The sequence below is a fragment of the Anaeromicropila herbilytica genome (assembly GCF_016591975.1).
GTDB classification, from domain to species: Bacteria; Bacillota; Clostridia; order Lachnospirales; family Lachnospiraceae; genus Anaeromicropila; species Anaeromicropila herbilytica.
Genome location: NZ_AP024169.1, coordinates 2,536,085 through 2,551,443, shown reverse-complemented (window position 1 = coordinate 2,551,443; position 15,359 = coordinate 2,536,085). Strand labels below are relative to the sequence as shown.

Annotated in this window: 22 protein-coding genes; all 22 read left to right on the top strand. The window is 31.7% G+C overall.

Translation table 11 applies throughout. The features are described 5' to 3' along the window. Positions 1 to 101: 101 nt before the first annotated feature. The 22 genes from bsdtb5_RS10830 to bsdtb5_RS10725 all read left to right on the top strand — a co-directional run bounded on the left by bsdtb5_RS10830 (position 102) and on the right by bsdtb5_RS10725 (position 15,263). Positions 102 to 890 (top strand): MurR/RpiR family transcriptional regulator, encoded by a 789-nt coding sequence (locus bsdtb5_RS10830; protein WP_271711998.1) that lies wholly within the window; start codon positions 102 to 104, stop codon positions 888 to 890. A gap of 152 nt (positions 891 to 1,042) precedes the next feature. Then, positions 1,043 to 1,519 (top strand): heme-binding protein, encoded by a 477-nt coding sequence (locus bsdtb5_RS10825; RefSeq protein ID WP_271711997.1) that lies wholly within the window; start codon positions 1,043 to 1,045, stop codon positions 1,517 to 1,519. Further along, the gene (locus tag bsdtb5_RS10820; RefSeq protein WP_271711996.1) at positions 1,516 to 2,487 is read left to right on the top strand and encodes a Gfo/Idh/MocA family protein; all 972 of its coding nucleotides are present in this window, start codon (positions 1,516 to 1,518) and stop codon (positions 2,485 to 2,487) included. The genes bsdtb5_RS10825 and bsdtb5_RS10820 overlap by 4 nt, the downstream gene beginning before the upstream one ends. Before the next feature lie 251 nt (positions 2,488 to 2,738). Continuing rightward, complete coding sequence (locus bsdtb5_RS10815) at positions 2,739 to 3,062, top strand: type II toxin-antitoxin system RelB/DinJ family antitoxin (RefSeq protein WP_271711995.1); 324 nt, start codon at positions 2,739 to 2,741, stop codon at positions 3,060 to 3,062. A 36-nt stretch (positions 3,063 to 3,098) separates the two neighbouring features. Then, a complete protein-coding gene (locus bsdtb5_RS10810) occupies positions 3,099 to 3,371 on the top strand; it encodes a Fic family protein (protein ID WP_330611596.1) in 273 nt (90 codons plus the stop codon). Positions 3,372 to 3,672: 301 nt separating this feature from the next. Beyond that, on the top strand, positions 3,673 to 4,485 hold the full coding sequence (locus bsdtb5_RS10805; RefSeq protein ID WP_271711994.1) for a hypothetical protein: 813 nt from the start codon (positions 3,673 to 3,675) through the stop codon (positions 4,483 to 4,485). A gap of 73 nt (positions 4,486 to 4,558) precedes the next feature. Then, on the top strand, positions 4,559 to 5,767 hold the full coding sequence (locus tag bsdtb5_RS10800; protein WP_271711993.1) for a hypothetical protein: 1,209 nt from the start codon (positions 4,559 to 4,561) through the stop codon (positions 5,765 to 5,767). Positions 5,768 to 5,924: 157 nt separating this feature from the next. Next, positions 5,925 to 6,488: a DUF2441 domain-containing protein gene (locus bsdtb5_RS10795; protein WP_271711992.1), complete on the top strand. Its 564-nt coding sequence runs from the start codon at positions 5,925 to 5,927 to the stop codon at positions 6,486 to 6,488. A 101-nt stretch (positions 6,489 to 6,589) separates the two neighbouring features. After that, a complete protein-coding gene (locus tag bsdtb5_RS10790; protein WP_271716025.1) occupies positions 6,590 to 7,099 on the top strand; it encodes a GNAT family N-acetyltransferase in 510 nt (169 codons plus the stop codon). A gap of 58 nt (positions 7,100 to 7,157) precedes the next feature. After that, a complete protein-coding gene (locus bsdtb5_RS10785) occupies positions 7,158 to 7,673 on the top strand; it encodes a GNAT family N-acetyltransferase (protein ID WP_271716024.1) in 516 nt (171 codons plus the stop codon). Positions 7,674 to 7,701: 28 nt separating this feature from the next. Beyond that, positions 7,702 to 8,160, top strand: a complete 459-nt coding sequence (locus tag bsdtb5_RS10780) for a GNAT family N-acetyltransferase (protein WP_271716023.1) — start codon at positions 7,702 to 7,704, stop codon at positions 8,158 to 8,160. Between the two features lie 13 nt (positions 8,161 to 8,173). Then, entirely contained in the window at positions 8,174 to 8,815 is a 642-nt protein-coding gene (locus tag bsdtb5_RS10775; RefSeq protein WP_271716022.1) for a Type 1 glutamine amidotransferase-like domain-containing protein, read from the top strand. Between the two features lie 148 nt (positions 8,816 to 8,963). Then, on the top strand, positions 8,964 to 9,575 hold the full coding sequence (locus bsdtb5_RS10770; RefSeq protein WP_271716021.1) for a YdcF family protein: 612 nt from the start codon (positions 8,964 to 8,966) through the stop codon (positions 9,573 to 9,575). A gap of 37 nt (positions 9,576 to 9,612) precedes the next feature. Continuing rightward, positions 9,613 to 10,146, top strand: coding sequence for a hypothetical protein (locus bsdtb5_RS10765; protein ID WP_271716020.1), 534 nt, complete (start codon positions 9,613 to 9,615; stop codon positions 10,144 to 10,146). Between the two features lie 144 nt (positions 10,147 to 10,290). After that, positions 10,291 to 10,800: a GNAT family N-acetyltransferase gene (locus bsdtb5_RS10760; RefSeq protein WP_271716019.1), complete on the top strand. Its 510-nt coding sequence runs from the start codon at positions 10,291 to 10,293 to the stop codon at positions 10,798 to 10,800. Between the two features lie 92 nt (positions 10,801 to 10,892). Continuing rightward, a complete protein-coding gene (locus tag bsdtb5_RS10755) occupies positions 10,893 to 11,753 on the top strand; it encodes an aminoglycoside phosphotransferase family protein (protein ID WP_271716018.1) in 861 nt (286 codons plus the stop codon). Positions 11,754 to 11,812: 59 nt separating this feature from the next. After that, positions 11,813 to 12,412, top strand: coding sequence for a dienelactone hydrolase family protein (locus bsdtb5_RS10750; protein ID WP_271716017.1), 600 nt, complete (start codon positions 11,813 to 11,815; stop codon positions 12,410 to 12,412). Positions 12,413 to 12,448: 36 nt separating this feature from the next. Then, on the top strand, positions 12,449 to 12,829 hold the full coding sequence (locus tag bsdtb5_RS10745) for a hypothetical protein (RefSeq protein ID WP_271716016.1): 381 nt from the start codon (positions 12,449 to 12,451) through the stop codon (positions 12,827 to 12,829). Positions 12,830 to 12,845: 16 nt separating this feature from the next. Next, entirely contained in the window at positions 12,846 to 13,634 is a 789-nt protein-coding gene (locus bsdtb5_RS10740) for an APH(3') family aminoglycoside O-phosphotransferase (protein ID WP_271716015.1), read from the top strand. Between the two features lie 87 nt (positions 13,635 to 13,721). Further along, positions 13,722 to 14,066 carry a VOC family protein gene (locus bsdtb5_RS10735; protein ID WP_271716014.1) on the top strand — a complete coding sequence of 115 codons (345 nt, stop codon included), beginning with the start codon at positions 13,722 to 13,724 and terminating at the stop codon, positions 14,064 to 14,066. Between the two features lie 30 nt (positions 14,067 to 14,096). Beyond that, positions 14,097 to 14,609: an adenylate kinase gene (locus tag bsdtb5_RS10730; protein ID WP_271716013.1), complete on the top strand. Its 513-nt coding sequence runs from the start codon at positions 14,097 to 14,099 to the stop codon at positions 14,607 to 14,609. Positions 14,610 to 14,762: 153 nt separating this feature from the next. After that, a complete protein-coding gene (locus bsdtb5_RS10725) occupies positions 14,763 to 15,263 on the top strand; it encodes a GNAT family N-acetyltransferase (RefSeq protein ID WP_271716012.1) in 501 nt (166 codons plus the stop codon). The last annotated feature ends 96 nt before the right edge of the window (positions 15,264 to 15,359 follow it).

The window sequence follows — 15,359 nt, the reverse complement described above, 5'->3', positions numbered from 1 at the left end:
GATAAAGTAGCGGAAAGTAAAGGAACTATTGAAGAATCAGAGTAATGTAGAACATCTTTAGTATGAATCATATCTTGAAACAGATGAAGGAGGTTATGACAATGGCTTTATTAGATAAATTAGAATCAATGAATAACTTAACATCAGTTGAAAAAACAATTGTTGCTTATATTATAGAGAATAAAGAACTTATGGTTAATTTTACTATTTCTGATTTGGCAATGATGACATATACCTCAAATTCATCGATTATTCGTTTATGTCGTAAACTTGGTTTGACAGGATACAAGGAATTTAAGATAGAATTTGTAAAAGAGTTGGAACGAATCCGAAAACAAAAAAGTAATATTAATATAAATTATCCGATTCATAAAAAAGAAAGTAGCCGAAATATTTTGAAAAATATAGCAGAATTGTCGAAAGAATCAATCGATACCTGTTATGAAAGTATTTCTGAAAAAGACATGGAACGAGCAGCAAGATATATCCAACAGGCAAATAAGATATATATCTATGCGTATGGTGATTCCATGGTAAGCGCCATCGGTTTTGCCAACAAATTGATTAAGCTTGATAAGGTAACGATATTTCCCAATGAGTATGGAGAAGTATTGGCACATACCATGAATGTTAAAAAGAATGATGTTGCTCTTTTTGTATCATATACTGGTTCTATATTAGTGGATGAGCGTTATTTAAATATTTTAAACAAAAGTGGATGCAAAAAGATATTGATTACATCTAAATCCAATGTAGCAGGATTTGATATTAGAATTGATTTTCCAGATAAGGAAGACGATCAAGGTAAAATATCAACTTATTACTCACAGATTGCAATCCAATATATCCTTAACTGTATATATGCAATTATCTTCTCAAATAAGGAATAAATTATATAATTTTAAGTGATACAGGTAAAAAAGTTCAAAAATACGCTATGTATTTTAAAGGTAATGGAACTTTTTTGCCTGTATTTTTTATATTATGGATTTGCGCATAATCTTGTGTTAGTATCTTGGCATAGAGGAAAGGAGGCGTTACTTTGGAGGCATTAGATTATAATAAACTTGAAAAAGAAGAAGCATTTGTTTTACCCCATTTTCTAAATAAAGATGCATATATACTAGGCAATTATATTGCGGAAGTTGCAATAGAAAAGGACCATCCTATCATAGTTTGTATTGAAAAAAATGGGCTAGTTGTATATCAATATGCACATGACAGGTCTTCTATGGATAATTTGTTTTGGATTGAGAAAAAAATGAATGTTGTAAAAAGATTCTCTAAAAGTTCTGCTTTTGTTGAAGCAAAATTGAAGAAACAAAATATAACATTTGAAGATAAGTATGGGAAGGATGACAGATATATAGCAGTTCCAGGAGCAGTACCTATCAAAGTTAAAAATGTGGGTGTTGTGGGAGTAATCGCGGTTTCTGGACTGGTTTCAGAGAGTGATCACCAACTTATCATGTCGGGACTAAATTATTTATTATCAGTACAGGAGGGAGAAAAGGTATGAACATAGGTATTATTGGTGCGGGAACAATTGTACCGTATTTCTTGCAAGGAGTATCTTCTGTTGATGGCATTACAGTTATGGCTATTGCTGGGCAGGAAAGTGATCTGGAAGTAATGAATAATCTTAAGAAGGAGCATGGTATCACACATGTTTTTACAGACTATCATCACATGTTAGAGTCTGATATTGATACGGTATATGTTGCAGTTCCTAATCATTTACACTATCAGTTTGCAAAAGTAGCTCTTAAAATGCATAAGAATGTACTTCTAGAAAAGCCTTTTGCTTCAACTTATGAGCAAGCGAAGGAGTTAGTAGATCTGGCCAAAGAACAAGAGGTGATTCTATTTGAGGCAATTTCCAATCAGTATTTACCAAACTATATTAAAACCAAGGAACTGCTAAGTCAATTGGGAGATATTAAGATAGTGCAGTTAAACTATTCTCAATATTCAAGACGATATGATTTATTCAAAGAAGGTCAGATTCTCCCTGTATTTGACCCTAAAAAGTCAGGTGGAGCATTGATGGATATTAATGTATATAATATACACTTTGTTGTTGGATTGTTTGGAAGACCTAATAAAATTTCTTATATTGCAAATATAGAGAGAGGTATTGATACTTCTGGTATTCTTACATTGGAATACTCATCCTTTCAATGTGTTGCAATTGGTGCAAAAGATTGCCAGTCCCCAGTATCGGTTAATATACAGGGGGATAAAGGATATATTCATAGTGATTCTCCGGCAAATGGATATGATAAATTTACATTGGGAACAAATCTTGGTGAAAAGACTAGTTTTGAGTTAAACGAGAAAAGTAATCATTTGTGTTATGAAATAGTAAGATTTCGTGATTTGGTGCATCATCATAATACCAAGGAGGCTTCAATATTAAATGAACTTTCTTTGGAGGTAGTACGTATATTAGATGAAGCACGTAAACAGGTTGGTATTGAGATATAAGAATACTTACTGCATTTGTTAGAGTATCATAGTTGACATTAGCTTCAACTACTGCATTATATGTTACAATGTCAATACTTTAAAAAATCTTAAATATATAATTAACCACTCTATTTTTATTAGAACGTATTAGCTTTTTAAAAGTAATTGCTACATGGATAAAATGCGAAATATTGTGCAATGTATTGACTATGTAATGACAATGTCATATAATATATATAGAAATAAAAGAGAGGTAAGGTGATTTTTTTATGGAAAATATGACTTTGGTTCAAGCTCGAACAACAGAAAAACTTAAATCTAGCGCAGTAGAGATTTTGGACCAACTAGGATTAAATTTATCTACTTATATTAATATGTCCCTAAACCAATTAGTTATTCAGGAAGGAATTCCTTTTGCAGTGAAGCTTAATCCATCCCCATATTCAACGAAAGAAGCAATTAGTGAAGTTGATGCTACATTAAAAATGGAAGGAATGCAGATGACTGCAGAAGATAAGCAACTATTAAAGGATTATAAAAGTGGTGTAGTATCTGGAGATGAACTGAGACAGCAAATTTTAAAAGAGGTATAGATATGGCGGATACGGTTTATTGCTATCCCCAATCTGATGTGCTTATCAATAAACTTGGAATACAGGAGCAGGATAAACTACAAATTAGCATACTATTTTTCTGAAATTAATGCATTACATCCATTTCGGGAAGGCAATGGAAGGTGCCAGAGAGAATTTATACGATCACTCGCCTTGAATAATGGATATATTATTAATTTCGCTAATAGTTCAGCAGAAGAAATGATAAGAGCAAGTCAAGAATCATTTTTGTGTGATTATAAGGTAATGGAAGCATTGCTTAGAAGGTGCATTAGACCAAGATTTTAATATTCGTTTAAAAAATTAGAGTGGTAACTTATTTAACATAAGTACCACTCTAATTTTTTGTGAATAGCTGTAATCAAATTACTATTTAAAATAATTGTTAGATGGAATAAAATGGTGTAATATAGGAGTATGAAACAATTGAAAGTTGCTTTTTATTCCACTATTTTTAATCAGAAAAACAATAGATAAGATACAGCAATATGATATTTGAAGCAAGCATCAATGAGAATAAGCGAAGTTATTTCACGACAGGATTATAGTGAAGACCAATTTTGTTAAGTGAAAACAAGGAGAAGAACACATGCAGATTGATAGAGAAGTAATAATCAATGAATTAGAAAAGTTTATTTCAAAGATATTTCTGTTGCCAGAAATAGATAATGCCCAAGTCAGAGATGTGATAATAAAGAAAAATGAAATAAGGACGGATAAACTTCAAGAGATAATGGATAAAAGTTATCATGATCGATATAGTGATGTGGATCTGTCTATTATGGTTAGGATAAATCCCAAAGATGCTGTTACACCTTCTGAATATATGGAACGAATCGATAGATTTGGTATCAACACAGAAAACTGTTTAGGAATAGCATTTGTTGACGTAAGTAAAATGTATCGAATTATACTGAAAAATGGAATGAGGTACGATTTTGGATTTGGGTTTAAATATGATGATAATGCTGATTTGATTCATATTTTACCAAGAGAAGAGGAATATAGTAATCCTAACTGGCCAATGAATAATGTGAATCGGTTTTGGTTTGTTCAGATTCAAGCATTAGCTAAACTATATCGAAAAGACTTCTTAATAGGAGATCATCTTGCTAATATGAACCTTAATGAAACTCTAGTGCAACAGATGATCCTAAGAGATTTAGAATATGGAACGAATCATCATAGATATGGATATGAGGAAGAACTGGAGTATTTAAAGAATATGAATAAATGCCCTATAAAAACAGATAATGCTATCTTTAATATTATATCTGATAAATTATATAGTGCTGCATTAACATATGATGAGTTAACCATCGCTTTTTACCCAAATTATAATAGAAGAAGTCTTGATTTCTTTGAAATATGGAAGTGTTATGAACAGGGTAGGATTGAATGATAAAGGTTGTTTTATTAGAAATCACTTTATCTCAATACTACAATATATAAAAAGGAAATGAGGTAATTTAATAGTGGAAGATAAAATAATAGAAGGATATTGGGATTGTGATTATTGTGAAAAAAAAGCAATCAAAGGGCATCTAAGAGAATGTCCATCATGTGGAAAAGCTAGAGGTGAAAATACAGAATTCTATCTATTGGATAGAACTTATCTTGATGATGAAGCTGCAGAGAAAGTTTCAATGAATCCAGATTGGTTATGCAGTTATTGTGAACAACTAAATTCTGACTTTGATAACAAATGTAAATCGTGTGGTGCGCCGAAACAAGAAAGTAAAGAAAATTATTTTGAGATGAGAGCAAGAGAAGATGAAAATGATATCGATCAAAATAGATCTTATCAGCAGTTTGAAACTAGTAATTCAAGGACAAACCAGACTACACCACCAAAACCAGGTAAATTTAAAAGTTTTTGTATTGTATTTGCTATATTATTGCTTATATGTTGGCCAATCTTTAGCTATGATCAATCAACGGGGCCTAAAACAGTAAAAGTAACTGGATTCGAATGGAATAAAACACTTGAAATCGAACAATATCAAACAGTAGATGATAATGACTGGTCACTTCCAGAAAAGGCACGGTTAATCGATACGAAACGAGAAATATATTCTTATGATCAAAAATTTGATCATTATGAAACTATTAAAAAGAAGGTTCCTTATCAGGAAGTTGCAGGTTATCATTACGTAACATCAACAACTAATCTTGGGAATGGTCATTTCAAAGAAACAAGAAGAAAAGTTACTGATTACAAAACTGTTTATAAGACAGAATCTTATAAAGAAGCAGTATACATAGATGTACCAGTTTACAAAAAAAAATACTATTATGTTATCAATAAGTGGATACCAATAAGAAATATTGAATCCTCTGGTAAAAATCAAAAAGATTACATAGGTAAGTATACGCTAGCAAAGGCCACTAAAAAATCTGGTATAGGAAAAGAAAGAGAAGGAATGTTAGAAGAACACTACTTCATTAAAACCATAGATAAAAAGGATAACTACATAAAATACGAAGTTTCGGTTGATGATTGGAAGACAATAAAATTGAACGAAAGTATAAAAATAAAAGACAATGGAGATGGATATGCAACAGTCGTAAAAGAGGATAAGCCAAAAAAGGAAGATAAATTTAAAAAAGAAGAAAAGCCAAAAAAAGAAAATAAGTCAAATAAAGAGGATAAGCCAAAAAAAGAAGATAAATCAAAAAAATAGTATGATATAAAATTAGAAGATCATATGAGAATGATATATGATGGCAACCGATTTAGCCCAGTTTCTGATTATAATATAAAATTATATCAATCTTGGTATAATCAGTAATTTTTATTTATACTTCCCCAAACGTGATAGATGAGAGGTTAATATGTACATGAATCAACTTAATTACATAAAAGAAGAAGCAACAGTATATCATGTTGTGACAGAACGCCCAATGTATGAAGGCCAAAGTATTGTATTTGATGACGAACATCATAATAGTGTTTATCATAGGGTAATGACTTGTAAGAGAATCCTTGCTGGAGAGAACGTCACTGGTGATTTGGCAGACTTTATTAGAACTGATCTAGACAAATGGAGTAAAGTTACCTATAGAGAACTCTCACTTGAAAAGGTTCGTAAGGAAGAGTTTCCACAGTACCCCTCAAGAATGGCATGCCTTTATACTTCACAGACTTTGAACGAAGCAAAACAGTGGGCGAAATTTTTTGAGGAAATAGGGCGTAATGTTTTTTCTATTGTTAAACTCAAAGTGAATGGAAGTATATTCTCAGGAGATGCTTGTAACTGCTTTGATGGTGTTTCGGAGGAAAGCGTAAACGATTTAAAATCAAGAAACTATTGGAGAATAGCGCGCCTTTATGATAATCCTGTGATAGAAACACTAGTTAACGGTGAAATATTGGTTGATAAAATAATAGAAGAATATAGATAGATAATGACTAACAAAAGATATAACAATGGAAAATATAACAAATAAAACAAAAAAAGATATTATAAAAAATTATATAACTAAGAAGGGAACTTTACGAGACTATGAATAGAACGATAGAAACGGAGCGATTAATACTTCGTCCTTTAAGAATTGAGGACTCGAAAGATGTATATGAGTGGGCAGGTGATCCAATTGTAAATAAGTATATGCCATACTCTCTATATACGAATATTGAACAGGTGAAAGATTGGCTCACTACAATAAAAGAAGACGATTTAGAATTTGCTTTTTGTCTAAAAAATACTGGAAAGGTAATTGGCTCTGGTGGAATCGGTTTTAACCCAGAACGAGATGCATATGAACTTGGTTATAACATCAATAGGGAATGTTGGGGTAAGGGATATGCCACAGAAGCTTCCAAAGCAATGATACAATGGGCTTATGCCAATGTAAATGCTCGAACATTTTGCTCTAATCATGCTACTGCAAATGAAGCTTCAGGAAATGTGATTAAAAAATGTGGCTTCCAATTTTCACATGATGGTAAATACTCTAGATTTGATGGAAGCGAAACGTTCGAAGCTAAATTTTATACTATGACTTTGAATTGAAAACATGATTATAAAACTACATAGAATGGAAAATAGTAACGTTATAAGGAGACAGATTATGAAGATAAATAGAATTGAAACAGAACGATTATTTTTAAGAGGTTTTGAAAAGGATGATGCACCATTTGCTATAAGTATATGGAATGACCCTGAGATGGGGGAGTATTTGTCTGACCCAACTGAGGAAAATATGAGTGACGAATACCGTAAATTTATTGAAACATTAGGTGATGATGAAAACTGTTGTTATTTGATTGCTGAATTCAAGAAAGATGCGAAAAGGATTGGAACATGTAGCTTTATTCCTAATGAGGATGGAAAAGTTTTTGATATAGCATACTGCGTTCACAAGAACTATTGGAACAATGGATATGCTACAGAAATGGTTCAAGGTATGATTGAATACGCTAAAAATAAAGGGGCTAAAAAAATTACAGTGGCTGTTGACAAAGAAAATGGTGCATCAAATGCGGTAATGCGAAAACTAGGATTTCATGTTGGTAGTGAAGGTTCATACAAGAAAAGCGGAACAGAATTAGTATTTGCTGATTATAAATATGAATTGTGTATATAGATTCTAGTATTTTATCAGGAGGTATCTCATGGAATACAGGCGAGCAAATCGTGACGATGTAGATTTATTAGTACATAATAGAATTGAATTTGTAACTTCAATTAGAAAAATTAGCGATATAGAAGGTTTCCAAAGTAGAACAAGGCAATATCTAGAGGAACATATAGATAAAGATGATATGATTGTTTTTATTGCAATAGATAATAATCAAATCGTGTCATCTTGTATGGTTTGTATAGTTCAGACAGTTCCAAAGCCAAGTTGCCCTAATGGGATAAGTGCTGAACTACTAAATGTGTATACGCTTAATGAATACAGGAGAAATGGATATGCTGAGAAGTTAATACATATGTTGATTCAAGAAGTTAAGTCTTTAGGAGTTGAAAAGATTGTACTTGACTATACCGATATGGGGTTACCATTATATGAAAAGCTGGGATTTAAACCATTACACAATCAGATGCAATTAAGTTTAGAAAAGAACTAAAGGAGAATTTATTATGTCTATAAATATATTAACAAGCATGTTCCCAAATGGTTTTACTAAAGATTTTGAAAAACAGTTAAAGCGATTGATTACCAAACGAGAAAAGTTTGTTTTTGTAGCGTCTGAATTTGATAAAAACCATGATACAAACGATTATTATTATTCACATTTTCTAGATATGTTTGTTAAGATAGACATTCATTTTGATAATACATATCTTATTGATAGCCGCACATCAAAAGAAGTAGCGCAAAGATTAATAGAAACTGCTGATGTTATTTGGCTTTCAGGTGGAGATACTCCAACACAATTTAATTATTTAAAAAGTTATGGACTACTTCCATTCATTAAGAATTCGAGTGGAATAATCATAGGGATGAGTGCTGGTTCGATCAATATGGCAAAGACGGCCATATGCACGATAAGTTGTGGACATACCGAGCAGAAGATCTATGAAGGTATAGGAGTGGTTGATATATTTGTTGAACCACATTTTAACAATAGTGATGTTTCGGATGAACTATTAGAGTTATCAAAACAATATTCCATATATGGAATGTGTGATGAAAGTTTGATAATTTATGAGAATGAGGAACCAATATTTTTGGGTGATATATTTTTAATAGAAAATAGAACTGTTAAACAAATATCATAACAAAGTACACTCATATGAAGAACTAATGATTAAAGTAAGATTGTAGTGTGAAATAAAAAGCATTTCACACATTGAATTTAGGCCTGCGAGAAAGTCGCAGGCATGGACGTTAGTGTAAAAAAATGATAGCGATAATATGAGGTGAACAATGAATAATATAATTAAGGACATTGGTGATTTTATATTTATAGAAAATAAACCCGAAAATGCAGATGCCATTATGGTAGTAGGTGGCTCTTTTCCTGAGTTGAGTGAAATAGCTGCCGATTTATGGAAAAATAATTATGCTCCTTACATTTTTATTGGTGGTGGAGTTAGCGTTAAAACAGGAATATTTCCTGGACCACGCACAAAGCAAGAAATATATAATAAAGATTACATAACGGAATATGATTTTTATAAAGATGTATTGCTAATGAATGGAGTACCGGAAAGTGCGATTGTTGGTGAAAATCGTTCCTCATTTACTCGTGAAAATGCACTATTTGCTAAGAACGTAGCTGATGAAAAGAAAATGAATCTAAAAAAGGTATTATTAATATGCAAAGCTTTTCATGCTAGAAGATGTTTAATGTTCTATCAATCTGCATTCCCCAATGTTGAGTTTTTAGTTATTCCTTTTGAAGTATATGATTTAACCAAATCAAACTGGTTTCAATCGGAATATGGAATCAAAAGAGTACTTGGGGAACTAAAAAGATGCGGAGATCAGTTCACAGCTGATGATATAAAGAACTATTCAAACAGTTTTGGGGTTTAGTCCACATTTATTAGAAATCATTTTAAGGAGGAATCATGTGCCATTTGCAATTGTAGGATACTATGACAAGTATACAGATGAAAAAATCAAATTATTATGGAAGGGCATGGCTGATATTGGAGTAGACGATTATTTAATTCGTTCTGATAATAATCCACACTTTAAATTTGCAATGTACGAAGATCTAGATATAAATAACGTGCAACAGGAACTTTATTCAATGACAAAAACGATCAAAAAGCTACCTGTTCAATTTAAATCATACAGCTTCTATCCAAACGAGAAACCATTCATTAGCATTGACCTTGCAGTCTCACATTTAATCTTAGATATACAAGATGAAATACGTAAAAAGTGTGACAAATATGCAAAGTTATATGATTTCAATTATTTTGACCAAGGAATATGGAAACCAGATTGTCAATTAACAATTGAATTTGAAAAGGAGAAGCTAGGCAAAGCTATAGAGTATCTGTCGAATACGGTTTTACCTTTTGATGGGATAGTTGAACGAATTGGAATAATTGAATTTCCTCCTGCGAAACAGTTATTTTCATATGAGTTAATATAATTGATTAGTTAACTTAAATATACTCTAACTCAATCTGGCTGTAAATACAAAACTTTAAGGTTTAGTCCACATTTGCTTTATGTTACTCAAAAGGCAGATGATTTGCAATACTACAGCAAAATTAATGAAAAGTGAGGAATCAAAATGAACAAGATGCTTGAGACAAATAGATTAGTAATCAAACCATATCAAGACACTGACCAATCAGCTATGATAGAGTTATTAACAAATTCAAAAATTAAGGAAACCTTTATGATTCCTGATTTTCAAACGGAAGAAGATGCAGTTCGTATGTTCAAGAAACTGCAGGCCTTCTCTTATTCTGAGGATCATTATGAACGTGGTATCTATCTAGAGAATCAGCTGATTGGATTTGTAAATGATGTAGAAATTAGTGAAGTCGTAATCGAATTAGGATATGTAATTCATCCTGAGTATCATAACAGAGGATATGCCTCCGAGATGTTAAAAGCTGTTATAGACGAGTTGTTTCGTAAAGGCTTTCATCAAATAGTTTCTGGGGCATTTGTGAACAATGCTGCTAGTATTCAAGTAATGCAAAAATGTGGTATGAAAAAGATAGCTAAAGAAGAGGATATTAGCTATCAAGGAGTGCTTCATCATTGTTATTACTATGCGATTGCTCAAACTTAGATTAAAGAGTTAATTTAAATCAATAATGTTAGAATATCATATTAATTAAATGTCTAAGGAGTATGTTAATGACAGTATTCAATTTCTAAACTATGGAACCAATTACAAAAGGTTGGTCAAACGATAAAAAATATTGTGTTACAAAAGCGGATGGAACAAAATATCTACTACGCATTTCTTCCGCAGAGAAATACAATAGTAAAAAAGTCGAATATGAAATGATGCAAAAAGTTGCGGCACGTGGTGTGCCAATGTGTCAGCCTATTGAATTTGGAGTTTGTGAGGATGGCGTTTATTCTCTGCAAAGCTGGATTGATGGAAGAGATGCTGAAGAGACCGTTTCATTTATTTCTGATACAGAGCAGTACAGATATGGACTTGAGGCAGGTCGCATATTGAGAGAGATTCATTCAGTTCCTATTTCTCACTTGCAAGAGGATTGGGAGATTCGATTTAATCGTAAAATTGATCGAAAAATTGGGATGTACAATAATTGTCCAATAAAATACGAAAATGGGCAAGCTTTTATTAAATATATCGATGAAAACCGTCACTTACTAAAGGGGCGCCCTCAATGTTATCAGCACGGAGACTATCATATTGGAAATATGATGATTGACCAAAGTGGCAAGTTATTTATTATCGATTTTGACCGTGATGATTACGGTGATCCATGGGAGGAATTCAATCGTATTGTTTGGTGTGCGCAAAAAGCACCATTGTTCGCTTCGGGTATGGTAGATGGTTATTTTGATAATGATGTTCCGATGGATTTTTGGAGATTACTAGCTCTTTATATTTCAAGTAATACTCTTTCTTCCATTCCATGGGCGATTCCATTTGGACAAAATGAAATTGAAACAATGATTAAGCAAGCAAAAGATGTACTTGATTGGTATGACAATATGAAAAATCCTATACCAACTTGGTATAATCACAGTATTAGCATATGAAGAAACTTAAAGAGACTATAACAAAGGATACCTATCCTATATTAAATGAGGGCTAATCAATGAATAGGACATGTAACAATAATAGACAAGCAATCATTGTACTTCATGAAATCTATGGAGTAAATGAATTTATAACGTATCAATGTGAAAAATTCAGAGAAGCTGGCTTTGATGTCTTTTCTCCCAATATGATTGACAAGCTACCATTTACATATGAAGAAGTAGAAGAAGCATACAATTATTTTATGAAGAATGTTGGATTTGAAATCTATCAAGAGATTAACAATCTTGTCAATCAATTAAAAGAGAACTATGACAAGGTATTTATTATAGGGTTTAGCGTTGGCGCAACGATTGCGTGGCGATGCTGTGAGAACGCATTTTGTAGTGGAATTGTAGCTTGCTATGGCTCTCGTATCAGGGACTATACTCATCTGAATCCTAACTGTTCAACGCTTTTACTATTTGCCAAGGAAGATTCATTCGATGTTCATGCAGTAACTCGTCAACTTCAAGATAAATCAAATTTGTCTATAATAGAATTTGATGCAGAACATGGTTTTATGGATTCTTATTCGAAAAACTACAATATACAACAGGCAAAATGTGCCCAAGAAGCTCTGAAACAGTTTATAAATAAATATGCAATAATTCAATAAAAAGTCAATTATAGTAAGGATGGGAGGTTATTTCAAATGGAAAAATATGAACTTGGTCTTAACAAACAGTCTTTTTCACTATATTACAATGGTGGAGAGATATGGGCTGAACATTTAGATTCGTTGTACAACAAGAAGGAACTACTAATACAGAAATTCAATCAAGATCTAATTCAGATTAGTAGGCCCTCTACAAGTTCTTTTATTGCAATAAATCTTGATGAATCCGATGTAGATAGAGAAATTCTAGAATTAATCATTCATAGTTTTGTTATGTTAAAAAAGCAACTTCAAAAAGTAGTATTTGTTGGATTAAACTCAAAAATGAAAAGCTATGTCAAAATGAAAAATAAAAATACCTCGTTTACAATGACTTGTATTGATGATTTCGAAAAGGCAAAAGAATGGCTTTTATAAAACACGGAGGTATATTATGTATGAACTACCTGAAAGTATAAAAAATATCATTGGATCTCGAAGTTTTAATGTAGACACCATTGGTATGTCAGATGCCCAAGTGATATGCTTTGATGATATGGTTCTTAAAATAGAACCGTATAATGAAGAATCAGACAATGAATATCATATGATGGATTGGCTTTCTGATAAACTTCCTGTTCCTAATATACTTTGTTCAGAAAAAGTAAATGGTATTAGCTATTTGCTTATGAGTAGAATAAAAGGAGATATGCTGTGTACACCTGAGTTACAGACTGATCCTGAGTTATTGGTTAAGCTTTTAGCAGAAGGATTACATATGCTTTGGAATGTTAATATTGCAAATTGTCCATATGATAATACTTTAGATCATAAACTCAGACTTGCTAAGGCACGAGTATCAGAAAAGCTTTGCAATATAGAAGACGCTGAGCCTGGTACTTATAGTTGTAATGGATTTCAATCACCAGAACATTTACTGGAATGGTTATTGGATAATAAACCAGTAGAAGAACCAGTATTTTCACATGGAGATTATTGTTTGCCTAATATCTTTATATATAAGAATAAAATAAATGGATTTATCGATTTAGGTAGAAGTGGTGTAGCGGATAAATATCAAGATATCGCCCTTTGTTATAGGAGTTTATTGCACAATCTTAATGGTAAGTATAGTATGAATAAGAAGACTGAATATGATTGTAATATGCTTTTTGAAGAGTTACAGATAGAACCAAATTGGGAGAAAATAAGGTATTATATATTATTGGACGAACTTTTTTAAAACAATGTGGAGTTTTCAATATTTCGAGAGAAAAAGAAAAAAATCAACCTTTTTTATATACAAATTTCAGAGGAGGAGTGATATAGGATGATCATAGGGGAAGTATGCCTTTTAACAAATGACGTTATTAGGTTAGCAGATTTCTATAAGCAATTGCTTGGTATTGATAATGTAAGTAATGATACGGTTCATCAAACACTCATTGCAGAAGAAACAATGCTAACAATCTATAATGATGGAACACATAAAACAGATAATAATCTGAATATATGCTTAGCTTTTACAGTTCAGGATTTGAATTGTGAATATGTAAGACTTAAAGAGTTAGGTGCTGATATTATTACAGAACCTAAGAAACAGCCATGGGGAGCATACAATATGAGCTTATATGATCCTGATCGAAATATCATTTATTTAAGACAGTTAATCTAAAAATTCAGCAAAGTTGTTAGGAGAAGAATCATGATAATATTAATTGGTGGAAGCACACATACTGGAAAAACAGCATTATCACAACGTTTGATAGAGAAATACCATTACCCATGTATGTCACTAGATCATCTTAAAATGGGCCTTATTCGAAGTGGTCACACGAGCCTTACAGCAGAAGATGATGATAAAATGACAGATCTACTTTGGCCAATAGTTAAGGAAATGATAAAGAGTGCGATTGAGAATGACCAAAATATGATTATAGAGGGTTGTTACTTTCCATATGACTGGAGAGAATATTTTGAACCAGATTACTTGAAAAATATAAGAATGGTATTCTTAGTTATGTCTCCAAAATATATTGAAGAACATTTTAAAGATATAAAGAATTATGCAAGTATCGTAGAAAATCGTGGTGACGATTCTTACTGCAAAAAGGAACTATTACTTAGAGATAACCAAATATGTTTTGAAATGTGTAAAAAGCATGGTTGCGAATACATATTAATTGATAATGAATATAGTGTAGATATTAATATTTAGTAGTGATAAGTCTGGAAAGAGTGGGCATTACTAGGAAAGCAAAATATGACTTGCCCGACAAATGACCTGTTTTGGAGGTCGTCTAGGCAATTTGCACAAAACAGAAAAACTCATGTATATAAATAATAAACTAATTTTGAAGGAAGAGAATGAATGGTTACACAAATTAGGAAAGCAAATAGAAAAGACAGTTCAAGGTTAGCGGAAATACTCATATTTGCCAAAAGAACAGCTTATAGACCGATATTTAAGAATGATAATGTTTCATTTAATGAAATGCAGGTTTTAGACTTAGCATTAGAATTTCGAGATAAAGAATCGGTATTAGATAATATATATGTATACGATGATGGAATTGTAAAAGGCTTGATAAGATTTTATAAATGTGATAATGAATGCAATGAAAATAGAATGGAAATTGCAGAACTTTATGTGGATACCTTTTTTCAAGGTCAAGGTATTGGTAGTATACTTATTAAGAATTGTATAGAACAAGCAAAAAAGCATAATATCAGAACAATCTTTCTTTGGGTATTAGAAAAAAACGATACTGCTAGAAAGTTTTATGAGAAACATGGTTTTGTACCAGAAGGTACTAGTAAGATTGAGGATGGTACCACAGAAATGATTACAAGATATAAACTTGAAATGTAATTACATATTATTCTTTCATTTGAACTTATTACTATTACATGAGGATTGAGAATCGTTAAGAACTATCAAATATTGGTATTTATTAAATAGACCAGA

Bases quoted from the DNA above. Each gene is read 5' to 3' on its own strand.
- bsdtb5_RS10755 (WP_271716018.1), top strand. From the start codon at position 10,893: ATGGAACCAATTACAAAAGGTTGGTCAAACGATAAAAAATATTGTGTT.
- bsdtb5_RS10785 (WP_271716024.1), top strand. From the start codon at position 7,158: ATGAAGATAAATAGAATTGAAACAGAACGATTATTTTTAAGAGGTTTT.
- bsdtb5_RS10760 (WP_271716019.1), top strand. From the start codon at position 10,291: ATGAACAAGATGCTTGAGACAAATAGATTAGTAATCAAACCATATCAA.
- bsdtb5_RS10730 (WP_271716013.1), top strand. From the start codon at position 14,097: ATGATAATATTAATTGGTGGAAGCACACATACTGGAAAAACAGCATTA.
- bsdtb5_RS10745 (WP_271716016.1), top strand. From the start codon at position 12,449: ATGGAAAAATATGAACTTGGTCTTAACAAACAGTCTTTTTCACTATAT.
- bsdtb5_RS10830 (WP_271711998.1), top strand. From the start codon at position 102: ATGGCTTTATTAGATAAATTAGAATCAATGAATAACTTAACATCAGTT.
- bsdtb5_RS10775 (WP_271716022.1), top strand. From the start codon at position 8,174: ATGTCTATAAATATATTAACAAGCATGTTCCCAAATGGTTTTACTAAA.
- bsdtb5_RS10790 (WP_271716025.1), top strand. From the start codon at position 6,590: ATGAATAGAACGATAGAAACGGAGCGATTAATACTTCGTCCTTTAAGA.
- bsdtb5_RS10780 (WP_271716023.1), top strand. From the start codon at position 7,702: ATGGAATACAGGCGAGCAAATCGTGACGATGTAGATTTATTAGTACAT.
- bsdtb5_RS10770 (WP_271716021.1), top strand. From the start codon at position 8,964: ATGAATAATATAATTAAGGACATTGGTGATTTTATATTTATAGAAAAT.
- bsdtb5_RS10815 (WP_271711995.1), top strand. From the start codon at position 2,739: ATGGAAAATATGACTTTGGTTCAAGCTCGAACAACAGAAAAACTTAAA.
- bsdtb5_RS10820 (WP_271711996.1), top strand. From the start codon at position 1,516: ATGAACATAGGTATTATTGGTGCGGGAACAATTGTACCGTATTTCTTG.
- bsdtb5_RS10805 (WP_271711994.1), top strand. From the start codon at position 3,673: ATGCAGATTGATAGAGAAGTAATAATCAATGAATTAGAAAAGTTTATT.
- bsdtb5_RS10810 (WP_330611596.1), top strand. From the start codon at position 3,099: ATGTGCTTATCAATAAACTTGGAATACAGGAGCAGGATAAACTACAAA.
- bsdtb5_RS10725 (WP_271716012.1), top strand. From the start codon at position 14,763: ATGGTTACACAAATTAGGAAAGCAAATAGAAAAGACAGTTCAAGGTTA.
- bsdtb5_RS10795 (WP_271711992.1), top strand. From the start codon at position 5,925: ATGAATCAACTTAATTACATAAAAGAAGAAGCAACAGTATATCATGTT.
- bsdtb5_RS10735 (WP_271716014.1), top strand. From the start codon at position 13,722: ATGATCATAGGGGAAGTATGCCTTTTAACAAATGACGTTATTAGGTTA.
- bsdtb5_RS10740 (WP_271716015.1), top strand. From the start codon at position 12,846: ATGTATGAACTACCTGAAAGTATAAAAAATATCATTGGATCTCGAAGT.
- bsdtb5_RS10750 (WP_271716017.1), top strand. From the start codon at position 11,813: ATGAATAGGACATGTAACAATAATAGACAAGCAATCATTGTACTTCAT.